This window comes from Priestia sp. JV24 (assembly GCF_025910025.1).
Taxonomy (GTDB): domain Bacteria; phylum Bacillota; class Bacilli; order Bacillales; family Bacillaceae_H; genus Priestia; species Priestia megaterium.
The window spans coordinates 351,951-370,056 of record NZ_JAPCIN010000015.1 but is presented as its reverse complement, the minus strand read 5'-3'; the positions used below and the strand labels follow the sequence as shown (position 1 = coordinate 370,056).

The 18,106-nt window shown below is 37.2% G+C and carries 20 protein-coding genes and 1 pseudogene; 8 read left to right on the top strand and 13 right to left on the bottom strand.

Going from position 1 to position 18,106, the window contains the following annotated elements; genetic code table 11:
• Positions 1-4: 4 nt before the first annotated feature.
• Positions 5-475 (top strand): DinB family protein, encoded by a 471-nt coding sequence (locus tag OK414_RS11225; protein ID WP_034652464.1) that lies wholly within the window; start codon positions 5-7, stop codon positions 473-475.
• Between the two features lie 152 nt (positions 476-627).
• Positions 628-1,413, top strand: a complete 786-nt coding sequence (locus OK414_RS11220; RefSeq protein WP_263045597.1) for a nucleotidyltransferase domain-containing protein — start codon at positions 628-630, stop codon at positions 1,411-1,413.
• A gap of 67 nt (positions 1,414-1,480) precedes the next feature.
• On the opposite strand, the gene OK414_RS11215 is transcribed toward OK414_RS11220, so the two are convergent.
• A complete protein-coding gene (locus OK414_RS11215) occupies positions 1,481-1,678 on the bottom strand; it encodes a hypothetical protein (RefSeq protein ID WP_013083020.1) in 198 nt (65 codons plus the stop codon).
• 234 nt (positions 1,679-1,912) lie between these two features.
• On the opposite strand from OK414_RS11215, the pseudogene OK414_RS11210 reads away from it, so the two are divergent.
• Positions 1,913-2,541, top strand: a pseudogene (locus OK414_RS11210) (MFS transporter); the annotation flags it as partial.
• A gap of 70 nt (positions 2,542-2,611) precedes the next feature.
• Here the strand turns inward: OK414_RS11210 and OK414_RS11205 are convergent.
• From OK414_RS11205 to OK414_RS11190, 4 genes are all read right to left on the bottom strand, one after another.
• Positions 2,612-3,454, bottom strand: a complete 843-nt coding sequence (locus OK414_RS11205) for a hypothetical protein (protein ID WP_034652470.1) — start codon at positions 3,452-3,454, stop codon at positions 2,612-2,614.
• A 469-nt stretch (positions 3,455-3,923) separates the two neighbouring features.
• Positions 3,924-4,121: a hypothetical protein gene (locus tag OK414_RS11200; protein WP_013083017.1), complete on the bottom strand. Its 198-nt coding sequence runs from the start codon at positions 4,119-4,121 to the stop codon at positions 3,924-3,926.
• 115 nt (positions 4,122-4,236) lie between these two features.
• Positions 4,237-4,665: a metallothiol transferase FosB gene (fosB, locus tag OK414_RS11195; protein ID WP_034652472.1), complete on the bottom strand. Its 429-nt coding sequence runs from the start codon at positions 4,663-4,665 to the stop codon at positions 4,237-4,239.
• Positions 4,666-4,732: 67 nt separating this feature from the next.
• Complete coding sequence (locus OK414_RS11190; RefSeq protein ID WP_034652475.1) at positions 4,733-5,344, bottom strand: LysE/ArgO family amino acid transporter; 612 nt, start codon at positions 5,342-5,344, stop codon at positions 4,733-4,735.
• Positions 5,345-5,447: 103 nt separating this feature from the next.
• Between OK414_RS11190 and OK414_RS11185 the strand changes: the two genes are divergently transcribed.
• The gene (locus OK414_RS11185) at positions 5,448-6,890 is read left to right on the top strand and encodes a PLP-dependent aminotransferase family protein (RefSeq protein WP_034652478.1); all 1,443 of its coding nucleotides are present in this window, start codon (positions 5,448-5,450) and stop codon (positions 6,888-6,890) included.
• On the opposite strand, the gene OK414_RS11180 is transcribed toward OK414_RS11185, so the two are convergent.
• From OK414_RS11180 to OK414_RS11165, 4 genes are all read right to left on the bottom strand, one after another.
• Entirely contained in the window at positions 6,881-7,957 is a 1,077-nt protein-coding gene (locus OK414_RS11180) for a sensor histidine kinase (protein ID WP_034652481.1), read from the bottom strand. The genes OK414_RS11185 and OK414_RS11180 overlap by 10 nt on opposite strands.
• A complete protein-coding gene (locus tag OK414_RS11175; RefSeq protein WP_263045596.1) occupies positions 7,954-8,634 on the bottom strand; it encodes a response regulator transcription factor in 681 nt (226 codons plus the stop codon). Before OK414_RS11175 ends, OK414_RS11180 begins: the two co-directional genes overlap by 4 nt.
• Positions 8,635-8,645: 11 nt before the next feature.
• Positions 8,646-9,209: a class I SAM-dependent methyltransferase gene (locus OK414_RS11170; protein ID WP_171777293.1), complete on the bottom strand. Its 564-nt coding sequence runs from the start codon at positions 9,207-9,209 to the stop codon at positions 8,646-8,648.
• A 380-nt stretch (positions 9,210-9,589) separates the two neighbouring features.
• Positions 9,590-10,309: an SDR family NAD(P)-dependent oxidoreductase gene (locus OK414_RS11165; protein ID WP_034652487.1), complete on the bottom strand. Its 720-nt coding sequence runs from the start codon at positions 10,307-10,309 to the stop codon at positions 9,590-9,592.
• 197 nt (positions 10,310-10,506) lie between these two features.
• On the opposite strand from OK414_RS11165, the gene OK414_RS11160 reads away from it, so the two are divergent.
• A complete protein-coding gene (locus OK414_RS11160) occupies positions 10,507-11,133 on the top strand; it encodes an FMN-dependent NADH-azoreductase (protein WP_013083009.1) in 627 nt (208 codons plus the stop codon).
• A 358-nt stretch (positions 11,134-11,491) separates the two neighbouring features.
• Here OK414_RS11160 and OK414_RS11155 read toward each other — a convergent pair whose 3' ends face one another.
• Entirely contained in the window at positions 11,492-12,259 is a 768-nt protein-coding gene (locus OK414_RS11155; RefSeq protein WP_263045595.1) for a TrmB family transcriptional regulator, read from the bottom strand.
• Positions 12,260-12,381: 122 nt separating this feature from the next.
• Between OK414_RS11155 and OK414_RS11150 the strand changes: the two genes are divergently transcribed.
• From OK414_RS11150 to OK414_RS11140, 3 genes are all read left to right on the top strand, one after another.
• Positions 12,382-13,155 carry a sulfite exporter TauE/SafE family protein gene (locus OK414_RS11150; RefSeq protein WP_013083007.1) on the top strand — a complete coding sequence of 258 codons (774 nt, stop codon included), beginning with the start codon at positions 12,382-12,384 and terminating at the stop codon, positions 13,153-13,155.
• Between the two features lie 164 nt (positions 13,156-13,319).
• The gene (locus OK414_RS11145) at positions 13,320-13,985 is read left to right on the top strand and encodes a hypothetical protein (protein ID WP_234943512.1); all 666 of its coding nucleotides are present in this window, start codon (positions 13,320-13,322) and stop codon (positions 13,983-13,985) included.
• Positions 13,986-14,131: 146 nt separating this feature from the next.
• Positions 14,132-15,022, top strand: coding sequence for a PhzF family phenazine biosynthesis isomerase (locus OK414_RS11140; protein ID WP_034652494.1), 891 nt, complete (start codon positions 14,132-14,134; stop codon positions 15,020-15,022).
• Positions 15,023-15,061: 39 nt separating this feature from the next.
• Here OK414_RS11140 and OK414_RS11135 read toward each other — a convergent pair whose 3' ends face one another.
• From OK414_RS11135 to OK414_RS11125, 3 genes are all read right to left on the bottom strand, one after another.
• Positions 15,062-15,340, bottom strand: coding sequence for a hypothetical protein (locus OK414_RS11135; protein ID WP_223260155.1), 279 nt, complete (start codon positions 15,338-15,340; stop codon positions 15,062-15,064).
• Between the two features lie 113 nt (positions 15,341-15,453).
• Positions 15,454-16,956: an NAD(P)H-hydrate dehydratase gene (locus OK414_RS11130; protein WP_263045594.1), complete on the bottom strand. Its 1,503-nt coding sequence runs from the start codon at positions 16,954-16,956 to the stop codon at positions 15,454-15,456.
• A gap of 11 nt (positions 16,957-16,967) precedes the next feature.
• Complete coding sequence (locus tag OK414_RS11125; protein WP_034652498.1) at positions 16,968-18,008, bottom strand: C45 family autoproteolytic acyltransferase/hydolase; 1,041 nt, start codon at positions 18,006-18,008, stop codon at positions 16,968-16,970.
• Between the last annotated feature and the right edge of the window lie 98 nt (positions 18,009-18,106).

Sequence of the window (18,106 nt, the reverse complement as noted above, 5' to 3'; positions counted from 1 at the left end):
ATGCATGAATTCGTACTGTGAGATGGTGTTTAATCAAATAAACGTTAACATCCATTCTCTAACCGCAATCATTAATGACGTTACAGAAGAAGAGCTTGCTTATCGTCCCCTCCCTCACAAGCGGTCTATTCAAGAGCTGCTGCAGCATTTATGTCTCATTTGCAGTGCAGACTATTATATTTCCTTAGGCTACTCTGCAGCTAAAATGAATGACTTTTATCTGCAACATCCAGCTTATACAAAGCTTGAACTCAAAGCAGCTTTAGTAGAGGGCTTCAATCAGCTAAAAGCGGTTTACTCTTCTTTTGACGAACAAAAGCTATTTTCACTGCAGACATCCTATTGGGGATGCACGTATACATGTTTTGAGTGGCTGCTTGAAATTCAGTCTCATTTATACCATCACCGTGCAGAACTGTATACGCTTCTAACCTGTTACCGCAGAAACGGATTGGATGTAGTGCTTTTTGAGTGATATAATTTTTTACTCTCTATATTTTCGTAGATTTTTAGAGGCCTAAGGGAAGCTTCTTTTATTTACCATTTTCCATCCATTATGAAATATAATAGGAGAAATAGTAATAGCTTTTGTATATAGAAAGCATTAAAAGAAAATGAGGTTGGGTTATGAGAGAAACAATCGTTGCAGCTTTAAAGAAAATTGAAGAAGATTACGACGTAAAAGTATTATACGCTTGTGAATCTGGAAGTAGAGCGTGGGACTTTCCATCTAAAGATAGCGATTATGATGTTAGATTTATTTATATTCATAAGAGGAATAAATATTTAAGCATTGATCCAATGGGTGTAGGTAAAAAGCGAGATGTAATAGAGCTACCTATTAATGGCCTATTAGATGTTAGCGGCTGGGACTTAACCAAGACATTAAAACTTTTTAGAAAATCAAACCCGCCCTTACTAGAATGGATGCAATCAAACATTGTATATTACAAGGCGTATTCAACATTTGATAAAATGAAAGAACTACATTCTAACATCTTTACTCCTACTTCTTGTATATACCACTATTTAAATATGGCTAGAAATAACTTTCGAGAGTATTTACAAGGTGACGAAGTAAAAATCAAAAAATATTTTTATGTTTTAAGACCTGTGCTAGCTGCTAAGTGGATTGAGCAATATAACGAATTTCCTCCATTAGAATTCTCTATTCTCTTAGAGAAACTGTTACCAGAAGGAGAATTAAAAGAAGAGGTTAGCAAGCTGTTAAAGCGTAAAATTAGTGGTGATGAGTTAGATTTAGAACCATGCATCAATGTTATTAATGAATTTTTAAACTTAGAAATTGACCGTTTAGACAAATACGTCAGAACTTTATCCGTAGAATTAGATGACCCTACATATGAATTAGATCAATTGTTTAGAGATACTTTAGACGAAGTTTGGAACTAAGTATAAAACAAAAAGGCTTATCCCTAATGCAAGTAGCGGCGGATAAGCCTTTTATTTATAATTTCTATTAAAGCGGTATATTATTATTCGTATTTTTTGTTTCATTTAAATAGCTCTCCACATATATTTGTTCTGCATCTGTAGCATTTTTAATTCCATCCTCGGGACTAAATTCAATGCTTCTCCTTATTGCTACACGATCTGCAATGTAACCCATTGCTAACAAAAAAACTATACATCCGCCTGCCCACAGCCACATTGTCATTTTAATACCCCCTTTTTCTTCTTTAGTTCACCTAGCGTCGCGTAATACAGCATATATCCTCCGACTGTATATTAAACGTTTTTCCGCAAAAAGGAATTTAAATTAAAATCCCCTATACTTACTATACGTTATAGCACGAAGAAAAGTTTCAGAAAATTACATTAATAATTTTCGAGTTGATTTTCAACAAATCTGATTATAATTTTTTATGTTTCATCCTAAATAATTTCAAAACTGTTGCCAATCTATCTACAAAGCATTTGAGGCTTTACGCCACTTCAAACAGATCTACTATTATTGCCAGGTCAGGTGCATTAATTATGGGCTTAATGGGACCTATCCCCGGTAAACTGTATGATAAATACGGTATTCGTGTATTAGCAATAGTTGGTCTTGTAATTACTTCTTATGCTACATATGAATTCACTAAACTTACTGGTGGAACTCCATAAAGCCACATCTTAGGCATTTATATCTTACGTTTGTTCGGTATGTCATTAATTATGACTGCAGGTATGAACCAATTACCTCAACATTTAATTTCTCACGGTACAGCTTTAAGTAATACAATTCGTCAAGTTGCAGGTTCAATTGGTACGGCTATACTCGTTACAATTACGACACAGCAAACTACTGAACATCTTTCAAACTACACTAATACACTAACAACTAACAATGATTTCTTTAGTAGTCAACTTAGTCAGTTAGGTAATAGCGGTATTGTGTCGCTATATGCTAAAGCAATAAAAACTTCGACTATAGATGGCATTAACGATGCATTCTTATTTGCTACATTATTAGGTCTGGTTGCACTTTTACTCTCTTTCTTCTTGCGTACACCAAAGATCAATAGAGAGAAATAATAAAAAGCCGTTTCTTTGGTTAAGAAACGGCTTTTTATTTTAATAAACAATCGTATTTAAAGCATATATTTTACATTTGGATATCATATTTAGATTCAAATGCAGACACTTTTTCTTTAGCATCTAAAAATTGTGTTTCAGCAGCTTTTGTGTTTTCTTCTAAAGTTGATTTATCCTTACCACTTTCTTTTTGTAGAACTTCTAGCATTTCAACTTGTTTATTTAATGACGAAGTTACGCTAGTGACTGCGGAATTCAATTGATTATATTCTTCAGTACTAAAGCTAGCTTTATATTTCTCCAACTCTTCCTTAATAAGCTTTATTCTTTTCATAGGCATTCCTTGTATAGACTTAATAGCCTCAGTTGCGTCTGCATCAATTTTTTCATAATCGTAGCTATCTGCATTAAAATCTTTGTCTAACTCAATAGTGTTTACTGCATTAAAGTGCTGAGTAATATCGGCTTTAGTTAATACAATATGCATATGAGTACCTATAGCAGCTTCGTACACATCTACTGCCGAACCGTAACGCTTTTGAGCTTTTATTGCTTGATTATTACTTAAATGGTCTATCTCAGTTTTTAAGTCTTTTAAGTGTTTGTCTAGTTCGCCATCATCGCCTTGAAGAATATTCTTGCTTTCAATTGACTTTGCAAGTATGTTAAAGGCTGCTTCAAAAACAAGATAATCATCAGATTCCATATATCCTTTTTCTTTTGTATATTCTTCATACTCACTCTCTAATTTAAAGAGTTTTTGTTCGAGTTTCTTCTGCTCTTTCCCCATTTGTTTCTGCTCTTGCTTAGCAGATCCTTGTTTTTGTTCTTCTTTTGTTGACCCACAAGCTACTAAACTAATAGATAGCAAAGATGCTACAAGTCCTAGGCCGATTCTTCTTAATTTTTTCATTTGTTTCTCCTTTTTTTGGTATGTAGTTTTTTCATCCAACAATGATAGCATATATTATGTACTCCAAAAGAACGATTTTAGTAAAATTATCAAGTTTTCTATAGATGAACCATTAAAAGCAACAGTATTTTATCTGTTAGTAGCAGCTTTAAAAACCTCTTATCTGCAGTTTTACTAACAATTACTTAATTAATAGACCTTTTATCTGACGCGCAATGAAACTAACTAGAAAAAAAGTAAAAACCGTTTCACTGTTTAGAAAACGGTTATTTACTTTAACATATAATTCTATACTTAGAGTTAATTTGATATTTCAACCCCCTATTTCTGATTCAAAATAATAAATTTACAATTTTTTTAGCGCACTGACTTGTTTTTCTAAAGTGGAAAATTAACCATTTTATTCATAAAAATAGTACTATTTTCAAGAGGAATCTTTTATTTCTCCTGAAGATAGTACTACACTATATTAGATAACCTTTATTTTTGTTTTAATTGTATAATATGTATCTGCTAAGAGTCCTACTGCAAGTCCGCTAATCATCCCGTATGGTAATACACCTGGTACATTTTGATAAAAAGTGCCGATTAACATCGCAGCTAGGATGCCGAAAAGTACGCCTATCACAATATGCGAACCAAACTTCACCTGTTTTGCGGTATACATTCTTCCTCCTCCTCACTTTTTTTCCATTATATCACAACAGCATCGTTTATTTAATGATAACTGAGCGAGGAATGCGAATGTAATAAAACTGTAACCTTATATAACTATTTTAATACTACTCTTCTGGCGAATAAAATGTCATATGAGGCTTGTCTTCTTGATAATACGCTAAACGGTCTTGGAGCGTACCGGTGTGAAATTCAAATTTATGACCGTCCAGATCCGTAAAATAAATAGATTTTCTGTCTCTTTCGTCGCGGTTTCTTCCCGGTAAGATGGTTACATTATGCTGTTTTAACAGTTCTCTTGCTTCGTCAAAGTTTTTAATAGAAATAGAAAACGCTAAATGAGTATACGAATACTGAATGTCTGATCTAGGAATATTTTTTTCTTCGTTTAACGCCAGCCACAGTCCATTCAGACTAAAGTAAGCGGTGGATTTTCCTTTCACTAAAAGTTCCGCTCCTAGCACTTTCTGATAAAATATGATGGATTGTTCTAAATTTGACACAGAAAAGCACATATGATTAATTCCTTGAATCATCTTTACCCCTCGCTTTCTAGAAAAAAGTACTTCTTTCTATTACATAACTTTCCTTTTAGCATCTATTTTACTGAAAAAACATACTTTTTGCCATGTAAAGAGCTACTCCCCAAATCATACATGCAGAAGCCTTATTCACCCAAATCATTATTTTCCCATTTGAATCCATTTTTCCTACTGCTTTTCCTGTAAAAGCTAAGGACAAAAACCATATCCATGAAACGGATATTGTCACCAGCGTAAAAACCCACTTTTCCTTTCCGCTGTACAGTAGAGAATTTGTTCCAATCACGCCCATAATATCCATCAGCGCGTGAGGATTTAGCAGAGATACAGAAGCAGCAAATAAAATTTGTGCTTTCACCGTCATTCCTTCCTTTACTGACGTTTTTGACGGTTTGCTCTTCCACGTCACAAAGCCCATATACGCTAAAAAAAGAAGACCTATTCCAAAAATAAGCGTTTGAAAAAATGAAAAAGCAGCGGCTGCTGCTGAAACTCCCAGCACTGCTACTAGAATTAAAATCGTATCACAAACAGAAGCCGTGAAAACTACGGGAAGCGCCTGTTTGAACGTTCGTTGATTGGCTCCTTGATTAAAAACAAACACATTTTGTACCCCTAAAGGTAAAATCAAACCGAATGCTAACAATAAAGCATGTATAACCACTGTAAACATGTTGTTCTCTCCTTTCTCTTTTATACTACAATTGACATCCCCTGTTGTCTCCATCCAAGTTTTGATTTATAATACCAACCAAATTATAAAAAGGTGGTCTCACATGAACTGGACTCCAGATCCGGCTGATAAAAAGCCAATGCACAAACAAATTCAAGAGTATATGAAAGAGAAAATCATAAATGGAGAGTGGCCTATTGGAACTAAAATTCCTTCGCAGCGCCATTTAGCTGCTAGCTTTTCTGTAAATAGAAGCACGGTGGTGACAGCAACCGAAAACTTAATTGCTGAAGGACTGCTCAGCGGAAACAAAGGCGGTGGCACCAAAGTTATTAACAATACGTGGAGCTTACTAGCATCAGGTTCTCACATGAACTGGAATTCGTATGTAGAAGCAGGAATATACCGACCAAATTCTCCGACTATCCGCCATATTAACGAAGCTGAATTTCAACCGGGCATTATTCGTTTAGGAACTGGAGAGTTAGCACCTGACCTGCTTCCTTCCCATCAGCTTTCGGAACTATTTAGCGGAATTAATCATAGAAGCGTACACTTGGGCTACGAGCACCCAAGAGGAAATGATGAACTCCGACAAGAGTTAGTCAAGCATGTAAAAAAACGAGGCATTGAAACTTCTCCTTCATCTATTTTAATTGTATCCGGTTCACTTCAAGCCCTTCAGTTAATTTCAATCGGCCTGCTGCCTCCAGGTGCCAATATATTAGCTGAAAAACCTTCTTATCTTTATTCTCTACCGTTATTTCAGTCCGCACAAATGAAAATAACGGGTGTTTCGTTAGACGAAGAAGGAATTCATTTAGCTTCATTAAAAGACCAACATGAAAAAGAAAAAGGTACAGCTTTATATACAATACCGAACTTTCATAACCCCACCAATGTAACGATGAGTGAAAAAAGGCGCCAAGAGCTGCTTCGCCAGTGTGAAAGAATGCATTTGCCTATTATTGAAGATAATGCTTACGGAGAGCTTTGGTTCCATTCACCGCCTCCACTTTCCTTAAAAGCTCAAGATAAAAATGGAATGGTTCTTTATTTAGGAACGTTCTCTAAAACATTCAGTCCAGGATTTCGAATTGGATGGATTATAGGGCCTGAACATGTAATTGAGCGATTAGCTGACCTTAAAATGCAAGTTGACTACGGAGCCAGTTCCTTATCTCAATGGGCTGCTGCTGAAGCTCTCAAAACCGGACTCTATGACAAGCATGTGGCCAGCGTACGCTATAAATTAAAAGAAAAATGTCAGCAAACACTGGCTATTCTAGAGAAGTATTTGAAGAATCTCGCTGTGTGGAATGCTCCGAGCGGTGGTTTTTATTTTTGGCTTACGCTGCATAAGCCTGTTTCGATGCGGAAGTTATTTAAGCACTGTCTCGACGAAGGAGTTCTTTTAAATCCAGGCGCATTGTATGACCATGAGACTTCACAGCATATCAGAATATCCTTTTCTTATGCGACGCTTGCAGAATTTGAATACGGCATCAAAATAGTCGCAAAAAGCCTTAAGAATCTTTACAAGTGATTCTTAAGGCTTTCTTGTGTTAACGGCAGCTTTATAAAAAAAGTGAGCTTATTATGCTGACGATCCGCTCGTATCTCTCCTTGATGCAGCTGAATAATTTGTTTTGCAATAGCCAGTCCTAAACCTGAACCATTCGCGTCCGTTCTTGATTCATCACCTCGATAAAATCGATCAAACAACTTTTCTACCTCAATTTTTTCACTGATGTTAATGCTGTTCCTAAAGGAAATAACTATGTAACCCTCGTCAATCTCCTGATTCACCTCTAATAAGGAAGGCTTTTTGCTGTATTTCTTGACATTTTCAAGCAAGTTTTGAAATACTCTTACCATTTTTTCCACATCAATAAATGCATTCCATTCACAAGCAAAGTTAGTCTGAACATCAATGCCTTCTCTTGTTAAAATTGGCTCGTACTCTCCTATTACCTGTTGAAGCAAACGTTTCATATCGACCTCATTTCGTTGAAGCTGAAGATCAGGACTCGTTAATTTTGTATAGTCGAACAATTCTTCTATTAAATCAGTTAAGTATTTTGCTTTTGAATCAACAATATATAAGTAGCTATATAATGTTTCATCATCCATACTTTCTCTTTTTTTGATTAAATCTAGGTACCCAACGATGGATGTTAACGGCGTACGCAAATCGTGAGACACACTGGATATTAGCTGATTTTTCACTTGCTCCAGCTCTCGTTCACGATCAAATTTTGTACGGAGCTGCGCAGACATTTTGTTAATGTTTTGACTTAATTCAGCCAGTTCGTCTTTTCCTCGTACATGGATGGTTGCGCCTAAATCTCCATTTGAAATTTTTTGAACTTGTTTAGAGATTTCTTTCAGATAACGAATATGGGAACGAATAAGTGCTAAAAAAACAAAAACAAAGACCACAACGGCGATAAAGAAAAGTCCAAACGCCAATACGTTATATGCAGGGACATTCATTTTCTCTTCTTGTATATACCTGCTCAAAACAAACCTAGCAATTAAAATAAAAATTAAATTGGTAGCCAAAAAACTTATAATGATAGCAAAAAGAAGCTTTACACTTATTCTTCTCATATTCTGTATCCTACGCCCCATATGGTTTTAATATAAATTGGCTTTTTCGGATTATCCTCAATTTTTTCGCGAATCTTTGTAATATGAACCATTACGGTATTATCCGATTTAAACGCATCTTCTTGCCATACGGCTTCATATATTTTCCCCATACTCATCACCGTTCCTTTGTAGCGTACCAGCAGCTCTAAAATATCAAACTCTTTTGGTGTTAAACGAATCTCTTGGCCGCGCACAAAGACAAGCCGGGTGCTGCGGTTAATTTCCAAATCGCCAATTTGAATAATATCGCGCTCAGCACGTTCATTGTATTTTTTATAGCGTCTAATTTGTGATTTTACTCGTGCGATGAGCTCGAGAGGATTAAATGGTTTTGTTAAGTAATCATCTGCGCCTGCTGTTAACCCAGAAATCTTGTCCATATCTTCTGACTTAGCCGACAGCATAATAATGGGCATGTTTTTTTCTTCACGTATTTTAAAAGCAGCATCGATTCCATTCATCTGCGGCATCATAATATCTAATATAATTAAATCTACTTCTTGTTCCTCTAAAAGCGCTAATCCACATACAGCATTAGAAACTTTCAGCGCTTCAAATCCTTCATTTTCTAAGTAAATAGCAATTAAATTACGAATTTGCTCATCGTCATCTATAATTAAAATTCTGTCTTTCATTTACAAACTCCTTATATCTGATTCTTTTCGCATGTAAAAATATATGCAGGAGGAACATTTCTCCACTCTTTTTCCACTTTAATCTGAGGGAAAAACGAGCGGATCAGCTGTTTTTTAAAATTTGTATACTGAAACGTAATAAATTTCCCTTCCTCCGCTAATACGCTGCGCGTGTTTTGCAAAATACAGTCCGACACTTCAGACGTTAAAGAAGCAAAAGGAAGACCTGATAGTACGTAATCCACTTTTGGAATATCATACTGTATCAAGTACTTTTGAACATTTTCAGCGGATCCATGTATCACATACACATTTTTTTCATCTCTTACTTGTTCCTTTACTTTTTCGTAAAAATGCCGATTGTATTCGATAAGAAGCAAAGTTGTACAAGCGCTTCGTCTTCTTATTAATTCACGGGTAAAAACTCCGGTTCCTGGCCCGTACTCTACTATACAGCCTGCATGTTCAAAATCAATCCCTTTTACCATTTTTTTCGCTAAGTGCGTAGAGCTCGGCAAAAGTGCGCCTACCGTTCGCGGCTGGTGAAAATATTGATACATAAAAGCTAAATTCATTTTCTATTCCTTCTTTCTATTCTTTCTTTCTAGAATAGAAAAAAAATCTAAAGAAACGTTAAGTAAATTTCTTAAGAATTCTTAAGAAAACAAAAAGGAGGATGGGACATAACGGAATTAACCCAATCTAAAGACGAGCAAATTGGATTAATAAACTCATATGGATTGCTCTTGACACCGCTGTTGATTTCCATGCAAGACTTCGCTTTCCGCGGGAGTCTTCACCTTGCCCTCCAATCAACAGCTAGAAGCGGTGAAACCCACGTTCATAATAACAGTAAAAAATCCGAATGGTCAGTCAATAATATCGATTGATCATTCGAATTTATCCTTAACTAAAATATTTTTGTCCAGCCTCGATTACTCGTTTAAAAGATAATTTATCGTAAATAACATCCGCTATTTAAATCGAAGGTGGCTCCTGTATAATGTTTTGCTTGAGGGCTCAGTAAAAAAAGAACCGTATCTGCCACGTCTTGAGGCGTAACAAAGCTTGGAATCAGCTGATGAGCGATGTATTCATTTTTGCGCCACTCTGGAATATTTTTCATCATATCGGTATTTACCATTGTAGGTGCTACGGCGTTCACCCGGATATAAGGAGAAAAATTCATTGCACAGCTCTTAGTTAATCCTAGTATTGCTGCTTTAGACATTCCATATATAGCATCGGAGCTTCCTTCCATTCCTGACACGGACGATATATTAATAATCGCTCCTTCTACTTCCTTTTTCATTAATACTTCGCCAAAGTACTTGGAGAAATAAACATATCCTTTAATATTAATATCCATTACAAAATCTATTTCATTTTCTTCATAGTCCAATAAATTTTTCCCTAAATACACGCCTGCATTATTAACTAACCCATACAAGCTTTTATCTTTTATTTGATAAAAAAGATCTTTTACATCGTTGCCTTTTTTTACATCTACTACGTGTGTTTCAATATGGCCCTTTGTATCTTCAGCTAGCTGTTTCAAAGCTCCATCGTTAATATCACAAGCAATAACTGAATAGCCCTTCGACACACACTCTTTTACAATTTCTTTGCCAATTCCAGAACCTGCACCCGTAACGATTATCCATTTTTCTTTCATCTCGACACCTCTTATTCACTTCTGTTAAACATACTTGTTATGTAAATATTCAAACATTTATTATACCATTATTTTCTATATAGACATCCCTTTCTTGCGTTCTTTTTTAGCTTTCCTGACAAAGCGCGTATAGTTTTTTATAGGAGTGATAACGATAAGACAGTACATTATTCCAAACAAGAAAGAGATGATAAGACGTGGCAAAAGTACTTTATATTACAGCTCATCCTCACGATGAGTCTCAATCATTCAGTATGGCAACTGGAAAAGCATTTATCGATGCTTACAAAGAGCACAATTCAAGTGACGAAGTTGTACATATTGACCTTTATAAAGAAAATATTCCTCATATTGATGCGGATGTATTTAGCGGCTGGGGCAAACTTCAGTCTGGCTCTGAACTTTCTTCTCATGAACAGGAGAAGGTCAATCGCCTTGCAGAATTGAGCGAACAGTTTGTATCAGCGGACAAATATGTTTTTGTAACGCCTATGTGGAACTTTTCGTTTCCACCGGTTATGAAAGCCTATTTAGACTCTGTAGCCGTAGCGGGTAAGTCATTTAAATACACGGCAGAGGGTCCGGTTGGGCTATTAACGGATAAAAAAGCGCTTCATATTCAAGCGCGCGGAGGCATTTATTCTGAAGGGCCTGCAGCTGATATGGAAATGGGGCATCGTTATATTGGGATTATGATGAATTTCTTCGGAGTACCTTCGTTAGACGGCATTTTTGTGGAAGGGCATAACGCAATGCCAGATAAAGCCCAAGAAATTAAAGAAAAAGGAATAGCAGAAGCAAAAAAACTTGCCCAAACTTTTTAATATAAAGAGGCTGTAACAAAAATATTTTAATTGAAGGAAGATCCGAACGAGGACTCGAGACTCTTAATGGAGCATCAACTTTGTTCGGATTTTTCTGTTGGTAGGACGAACGTAGCTTTCATGCATGGTGGCTGCTTCCAGTAGTTAATTGGAGGGCAAGGCGAAGACTCCTGCGGGAAAAGCGGAACAGATGAGACCCCACAGGCGCGTAAGCGACGAGGAGGCTCATCGGCCGGCCGCGGAAAGCGAAGCCTTGCACGGAAATTAACTGCGATGTAACAACCCATTCATACTAGATCATTTATCCCGTTTGTTCGTCTTTCGATGGAAGTGATTTCGTTATGTCTAAGTCTCTTTTCTACGCAAAAAAACTTTCTCTTTCCTTTTCGATCCACCTGTCCATTTCTCTATCACTTTTTTCTACAAGTCTGTTAACGAGAATATCATGCCAAATATAATTTTCAAGTAAATTAATGTTGACTGCGTTATTTGTATAGTACGCCATTTCTTTATGACCATAAATCATTTCACTGCTGTCAACAGATATAATAAACCAGTTTTGATTCCCAATGTTTTCGGTATAGCTTGTATGGCGGTGCCGGTCAAATTCCTCCATCGCTTCATCTTGTTCAAACACAATTCCTTTTAGTGTGACGCTCTCCCTTAGCTGTAATAAAAGAGGCTTCAACTCATTATAAATATCGGGCCAAAGCGAGATGACAATTTTATTTTTTGCTTTTAACAATAGCGACTCACAAAAAGCAAGAATGGCTCTTTCTCCTTTCATCGTCATAACCCGGCTTTCTTCTATAGAGTCTGCAGCTTCAAGACGTTTAAGCGTTTCGCTAACGCCTTCATACGTTTCGTTCCATTTTTTTTGCAGCGAATGCAAAAAAGCATCGACGGGCAACGACGTGTACTGGGTGCCATCATTACTCTCTTCTTTTAACACCATGCCTTTTTCCTCTAGTGTTTGTAAAATATCGTATACACGCGCTCTTGGCACACCTGAATGTTTACTAATGCTATAAGCAGTGGAAGATCCTTTTTTGACAAGCGTCACGTATACTTTTGATTCATACTGATTAAATCCAAGCGACTGCAGCTGCTGAATAATATTTTCCATAAAGGAAACCTCCCTGTTTTTTAAGTTATTTGAAATTTTTATCATTTACATATTTACAACTGCTTTTTATATAGTTACTATTTAAGTAGTCACTATATATTATGACATGAGGAAGGTGCTTTATGGAAGAATTAAGTTTACAGATTGTTCTTTTGCTTTTACTATTTGGTTTTTTAGCCGCATTCATTGACTCTGTAGTTGGCGGAGGCGGTTTAATTTCAACGCCTGCTCTTTTATTTTTAGGCCTGCCTCCCGCTGCTGCCTTAGCTACAAATAAATTAGCCGGAACGATGGGCGTATTAACGAGTACCATTCGATTTGTAAAATCCGGAAAAGTCGACTTTCGCGTCGTAGGTAAATGGTTTCCTTTTGTATTTATTGGTTCTTTAGGAGGTTCAATCACCGTTCATTTTCTATCCTCTGCTTTTTTGAAACCTGTTATTTTGATTCTCCTTGTTTTAGTTGCTATTTATACAATCTTCAAAAAAAACTGGGGCACCACGTCTACGTATAAGCCGCTGTCTATTAAGAAACTTATTTTCTTTACCGCACTTATTTTTATTATTGGCTTTTACGATGGATTTTTAGGAGCAGGCACAGGTTCATTTATTTTATTTGCTTTTTTATTTATGGGATTTGATTTCCTGCAGTCAGCAGGCAGCGCAAAATTTTTAAATTTCGGCAGTAACTTAGGTGCTTTGCTTGTGTTTTTATATTTCGATTCTGTTGTATTTTCTTACGGATTAATTATGGGGGTTGCGATGATCGCGGGTTCTTTTGTCGGATCAAATGTCGCTCTATCAAAAGGCGTGACGTACGTCCGAACGCTTTTTATCCTTGTCACTTTAAGCCTTATTAGCAAAAACATATTTGATTATGTAAATCAGTACAAATAGATCAATGGTTTCTTTAGAACCATAACAATGAACCTATATATCTATTAGATTAATAAAACCACCTCTTACTATTTTCTTATTTTTGGGTAAATGTGTAAAAAAACACTAAAATTGTTGTATACTGGTCCATGTTGTTTTACATAATTTAGAAGTATTATACAGAGGTGAACATTTTGTTTAAGAAATTCAGATTTTTATGGTTTATCTTGTTGATCTTTGCACTTATTTTTGTTAAAAATACGTTCTTTTCTTCTTCAGAGAACGCCGCTGAGACGCTAGCAACGTCAGATGTTCCACAAGCCGCAGCTACTTTCAAAGAGGGGAACAATCAGCAGGACGGGGCCATTATTCAAAAATATCGCAAACAGCTAGATGCAGCACAGAAAAAAACCGACGAAAAAGCTACTAAAGAAATACAAGAAAAAATTTATGAAGATGGAAGACAGGCGGCACTAAACTTTCTACCGCGCAATAAATTTCAAAGAGCTTTTTCTCAGCCTTCTAAAAAATCGGCCGATGACATTTATAACTTTCTAATTGCCCAAGTAGGGTTTGGAGGATATGATTCTCTTTATCAAGAAGCAATAGCTGCAAAAAAAGAAGCAGCTTCTTCTACTGACGAATTAAATATGAGTGGCATTCAAGCTAAAACCGCTGCACTTACATACGGCACACTAGCACAAAGAGAGCAGCTGCTTGTTACAAGTCTTGCCTATGACTTAAGCAGCGTAGGCGTCATTTCTTCCGATACAGCTAAAGATATTGATAAAAAAGCTACTCATATGCTAGAAATTAGAAAAGAAGGAATAAATGCCGCGATGCAAGAATAGTTTTGCGAAGTGAAAAGCAGCAGGTAAAAACTACTGTTTTTTTATTCTAAATAACGTTCACGTACTTCCCTATTTTAATAGGCGATCATTTAATAACACACTGGGTAAAGCTTTCATACAATGATATAAAAATGGAGGTAATCTCTATGAAAGAAGCGACTGTATATCAATACGACGCGTTTAGCACGCTCCCTAATAAAGGAAATCCTGCAGGAATTGTGTTTAACGGAGATGATTTTTCAGCTGAAGAAATGCAGAAGATTGCTTATCAAGCACAGTTTAACGAGACGGCTTTTATCATGAAGTCTTTCCGCGCTGATTTACGAATTCGTTACTTTACGCCCGGACAAGAAGCAGATTTGTGCGGCCATGCGACCGTCGCTTCTCTTTATGCTTTACATAGTAAAAATAAACTTCCAAAAACTACATTTACAGTGGAAACAAATGCTGGAATTTTGCCGATGACGGTACAGAGCAGAAACGGACAGCCTGTTATCACCATGAGTCAAGCTTCTCCGCAGTTTCATCCGTTTTCAGGTTCAAAAGAAAAACTGGCAAAAGCTCTTAATCTTCATATTGATGACCTTGATCAAACACTTCCTATTGTATATGGAAGCACAGGAAACTGGACGCTTCTTGTACCTTTAAAAAATTTAGATGCCTGTAAAAAGATGAAGCCTAATCAAGAAGATTTCCCTCATATTTTAACTGATATGCCAAAAGCATCTATTCATCCCTTTTGTTTTGACACGATCCATCCAGAAGCTCATATGCACGGAAGACATTTCTCTTCACCATTTTCGGGTACGGTAGAAGATGCTGTAACGGGAACAGCTTCTGGCGTAATGGGCGCCTATTATGCGAGATATGTGGATCAACAAAAAACCGACCGCTGGCAATTTGTGATTGAACAAGGGCAGGAAATAGATAGAGATGGCTTCGTTCATGTAGAAATCACAAAAAAAGAGAATACGTATGGTGTGGTAATCGCAGGAGAAGCTGCCTATGTAACCAAGCAAATCGTTTCTCTTTCCTAATAAAAACGTGTCCGCCTATTTGGCGAACACGTTTTTTGTTTAGTAAATAATAGCCTGTACGCTCATTATTGTAACGGTTAAAATAAGAATCACATTCCCTATAATTAACCACGGCTTTGCGCTTCCTCTTCTACCTTTAATAGCCGTGATTAGTCCAGCAATGGGCAATAAAGCCATAATGATGACCCAAATTTTACGAAGAATGCTGGAATCCAAATAAAAACCAAACTGCATCATCGCAAATAACACGACTGTAATAAGGAAGAAAAGTGTAGGCACAGCTAAATGAATGCCTCTTGGTCTCATTGAGTAGTACACAACATCACTTTCTTTCTATGTAAAATCTTACGTAAAATAACGTTATCATTTACACAGAGTTTTGACAACTTTTTGAAGGATTTTGTCAACAAATTTTAATAATCCAGAAGAAATTACTTCTCATTCAGCTGGCCGAAGACTGACGGAAGTGCAGAAATAACGTCGCTTGCTAATATATCTATCATTGTATGCCCCTGATCGAGCAGCACATCCGCTGCTTTTCCATGAACATATACCGCATTGCTTATTGCTTCTTGCAGAGAATCATGCTGCATGATAAAAGCGAGGATGATCCCTGTTAACGTATCACCCGTTCCGCCTTTTGCAAGTCCTGCGTTTCCAGTGGTATTTACGTATTGTTTTCCGTCAGGTGTTGTAACAATCGTATTTGGACCTTTTAATACAAGGTACACACCATTTTCCACTGCGTATTGTCTAGCTATTAAAAATCGATTCTCTTCTACTTCTGAGATTGATGTATCCACGAGTCTAGCCATTTCTCCCGGATGAGGTGTTAAAATCGTTGCGTGTTCTCTTTCTTTTACTTCTTTCATCAAATCTGGCAGATGAAAAAGAGCATCTGCGTCGATTACAACAGAAACCGGCTGTTGAAGCACTTGCTCGACAACTTTCTTCGTTTCTTTCGTTCTCCCAAGCCCCGGTCCCACTGCAATTGCATCATACTTTTCTTCTTCTAAAGGAATCTCGCCTGCAAAAAAGCCATCTTTGCTTGGGCATGGCTTGTACATCACTTCCAACATGTGAGCAGCTGCAATCGCATGAATATCACTCGGAAGCGCAAGAGTTAAAAGCCCTGCTCCGCTTGTGAGTGCTGCTTTGGACGTTAGCATTGGCGCTCCGGGTGTTTGGAGTGAACCTCCTATTACGATTCCTTTTCCATGCGTACCTTTATTGGACGAAGCGTTTCGAATGGGAAAAGATTGTTTAATATGCTGAGTTGACCATACTTCCTTAAGAGATGAACTTTTTTCAATTGCTAGCGGCGGAATACCGATATCTACTACAATCAATTCACCGTAACTTTCTTTGCTCGGGTATGTAAATGCCGTGACTTTCGGCTGCTGAAGCGTAATCGTAGCATCTGCACGTACCGTAAGCTCTTGCTTCTGTTCCATTACTCCACTTGGGACATCGATGCTGTATATGTAAGCATTAGAATCGTTTATTTTTTTTATAATGTCATCGTAAGGAGATTTGATGCTGCCTTTTACGCCTATACCTAATAAACAATCAATAAGAACCGTATACTTTTTCACAGAGAAGTTGTCTCCAGCCGATTGCCACGTGAACCCAGCATTTTCATAGATGATCATGGCTTTTTTAGCCGCGCCTTTTATTTTTTCCCGTGCAGGAACTACCCAGACGTCAACTTCATAGCCTTTTGACTTCAAAGCACGGGCAATAACAAAGCCGTCTCCTCCATTGTTTCCCGTTCCTATAAGCAGCCCTATGTTTTCATGTTTTTTGATTCGCTCACTCAGCGCGTTGGCAGCAGCCTGCCCGGCATTTTCCATAAGGGACTCTTCACTCATCCCAATTGTATTCATCACATAATCATCCACTTGATACATCTCTTGATTCGTTACAATTCTCATTATGCTGCTCCTTACTGAAACGGAAATGGTTCATCTGTATTTACCGTTCCTTTTATTTTCGTTATAGTTAATTGTTCTCCTTTCACCCAATCTTCAAACGAGAAAATGAGAGGCTTTGCTTTTCGTCCAATCCCCACAATGACTTGCAGCGTCTCCGGTACATATGCTACTGTATGAAGCGTTCCAGCAGAATTCCGGTAATCTTCTTTAAAAATACCGTATTCATCTTCATTAAATAAAGAAAAAGCTTCAAGAGGCGATAGCTTTTTTTCAATATGATCTCGAATATGATCGAGCCTTTCCTTTGACTCTACCAAATGATGACGATTTTCTTCGACCAGCTGATTAAAATGGTTCGTACACCCCATCATCGTCCCTCTTTGTACATGAACGCCTCGTCCAGATGCTTCGACTACTGCTCCCTGTCCACTGCGGTCATAAATGGAATAATTAAACGCATGACGATGCGGTGCTCTTTCTAAAATAGCAACAGCCTCTTCTGTCGTTTCACATGTTTCTAAAATAAACCGAGCGAGCGTACAGCAAATAAATCCGTTTGTTTGACGGCGGCGATTAACAAAATGATAGCCAATTGCCAGTCCTTTTTCATTCATTCCATCCATTCGCCCAATCATTCTTGTTCCAAATCCGACGCTTGCATATCCTTCATTTGGCTGAAAAAGCAAAAATCGACCTTCGTACGTTTTAGGATGATAATCATAGTTTCGTACATACACGCCGTGCTGCATAAGAGCCGAACATCCCGTTTTTTTCCACTCTTGCTGATACCCGCTGTACTCATGAATAACGTCTTCAAGAGGCCAATCTAAGCCTTCTGCTAAGCCCACTAGCTCATCCCACAGTCCCCGAGCAAATAAGTCGTAATAATGACGAGCTTCTTTTACTATCGTTTGATAGCTTCGTAATGAACGTTTTCTTCTTTTTTGATGATTTTCAAACAGCTTTGTCCCTTTATGTAATTTCCCTTGCATTTCACCAAGCTCTCGGTAAGAGCCCCGCCCTTGAATAACTTCTACCTGTATTTCTTTCACTTCTATCACTCCAATTTTCCAGTACCTTTATTGTGCAGCAAGCGCTCTATTCTTTGCAACTTTCTCCTCTCATAGAACTCTCTTCCTTTGAATACAGT

Coding starts and splice junctions, on each gene's coding strand:
- OK414_RS11225 (WP_034652464.1), top strand. CDS start 5: ATGAATTCGTACTGTGAGATGGTGTTTAATCAAATAAACGTTAACATC.
- OK414_RS11220 (WP_263045597.1), top strand. CDS start 628: ATGAGAGAAACAATCGTTGCAGCTTTAAAGAAAATTGAAGAAGATTAC.
- OK414_RS11215 (WP_013083020.1), bottom strand. CDS start 1,678: ATGACAATGTGGCTGTGGGCAGGCGGATGTATAGTTTTTTTGTTAGCA.
- OK414_RS11205 (WP_034652470.1), bottom strand. CDS start 3,454: ATGAAAAAATTAAGAAGAATCGGCCTAGGACTTGTAGCATCTTTGCTA.
- OK414_RS11200 (WP_013083017.1), bottom strand. CDS start 4,121: ATGTATACCGCAAAACAGGTGAAGTTTGGTTCGCATATTGTGATAGGC.
- fosB (WP_034652472.1), bottom strand. CDS start 4,665: ATGATTCAAGGAATTAATCATATGTGCTTTTCTGTGTCAAATTTAGAA.
- OK414_RS11190 (WP_034652475.1), bottom strand. CDS start 5,344: ATGTTTACAGTGGTTATACATGCTTTATTGTTAGCATTCGGTTTGATT.
- OK414_RS11185 (WP_034652478.1), top strand. CDS start 5,448: ATGAACTGGACTCCAGATCCGGCTGATAAAAAGCCAATGCACAAACAA.
- OK414_RS11180 (WP_034652481.1), bottom strand. CDS start 7,957: ATGAGAAGAATAAGTGTAAAGCTTCTTTTTGCTATCATTATAAGTTTT.
- OK414_RS11175 (WP_263045596.1), bottom strand. CDS start 8,634: ATGAAAGACAGAATTTTAATTATAGATGACGATGAGCAAATTCGTAAT.
- OK414_RS11170 (WP_171777293.1), bottom strand. CDS start 9,209: ATGAATTTAGCTTTTATGTATCAATATTTTCACCAGCCGCGAACGGTA.
- OK414_RS11165 (WP_034652487.1), bottom strand. CDS start 10,309: ATGAAAGAAAAATGGATAATCGTTACGGGTGCAGGTTCTGGAATTGGC.
- OK414_RS11155 (WP_263045595.1), bottom strand. CDS start 12,259: ATGGAAAATATTATTCAGCAGCTGCAGTCGCTTGGATTTAATCAGTAT.
- OK414_RS11150 (WP_013083007.1), top strand. CDS start 12,382: ATGGAAGAATTAAGTTTACAGATTGTTCTTTTGCTTTTACTATTTGGT.
- OK414_RS11140 (WP_034652494.1), top strand. CDS start 14,132: ATGAAAGAAGCGACTGTATATCAATACGACGCGTTTAGCACGCTCCCT.
- OK414_RS11130 (WP_263045594.1), bottom strand. CDS start 16,956: ATGAGAATTGTAACGAATCAAGAGATGTATCAAGTGGATGATTATGTG.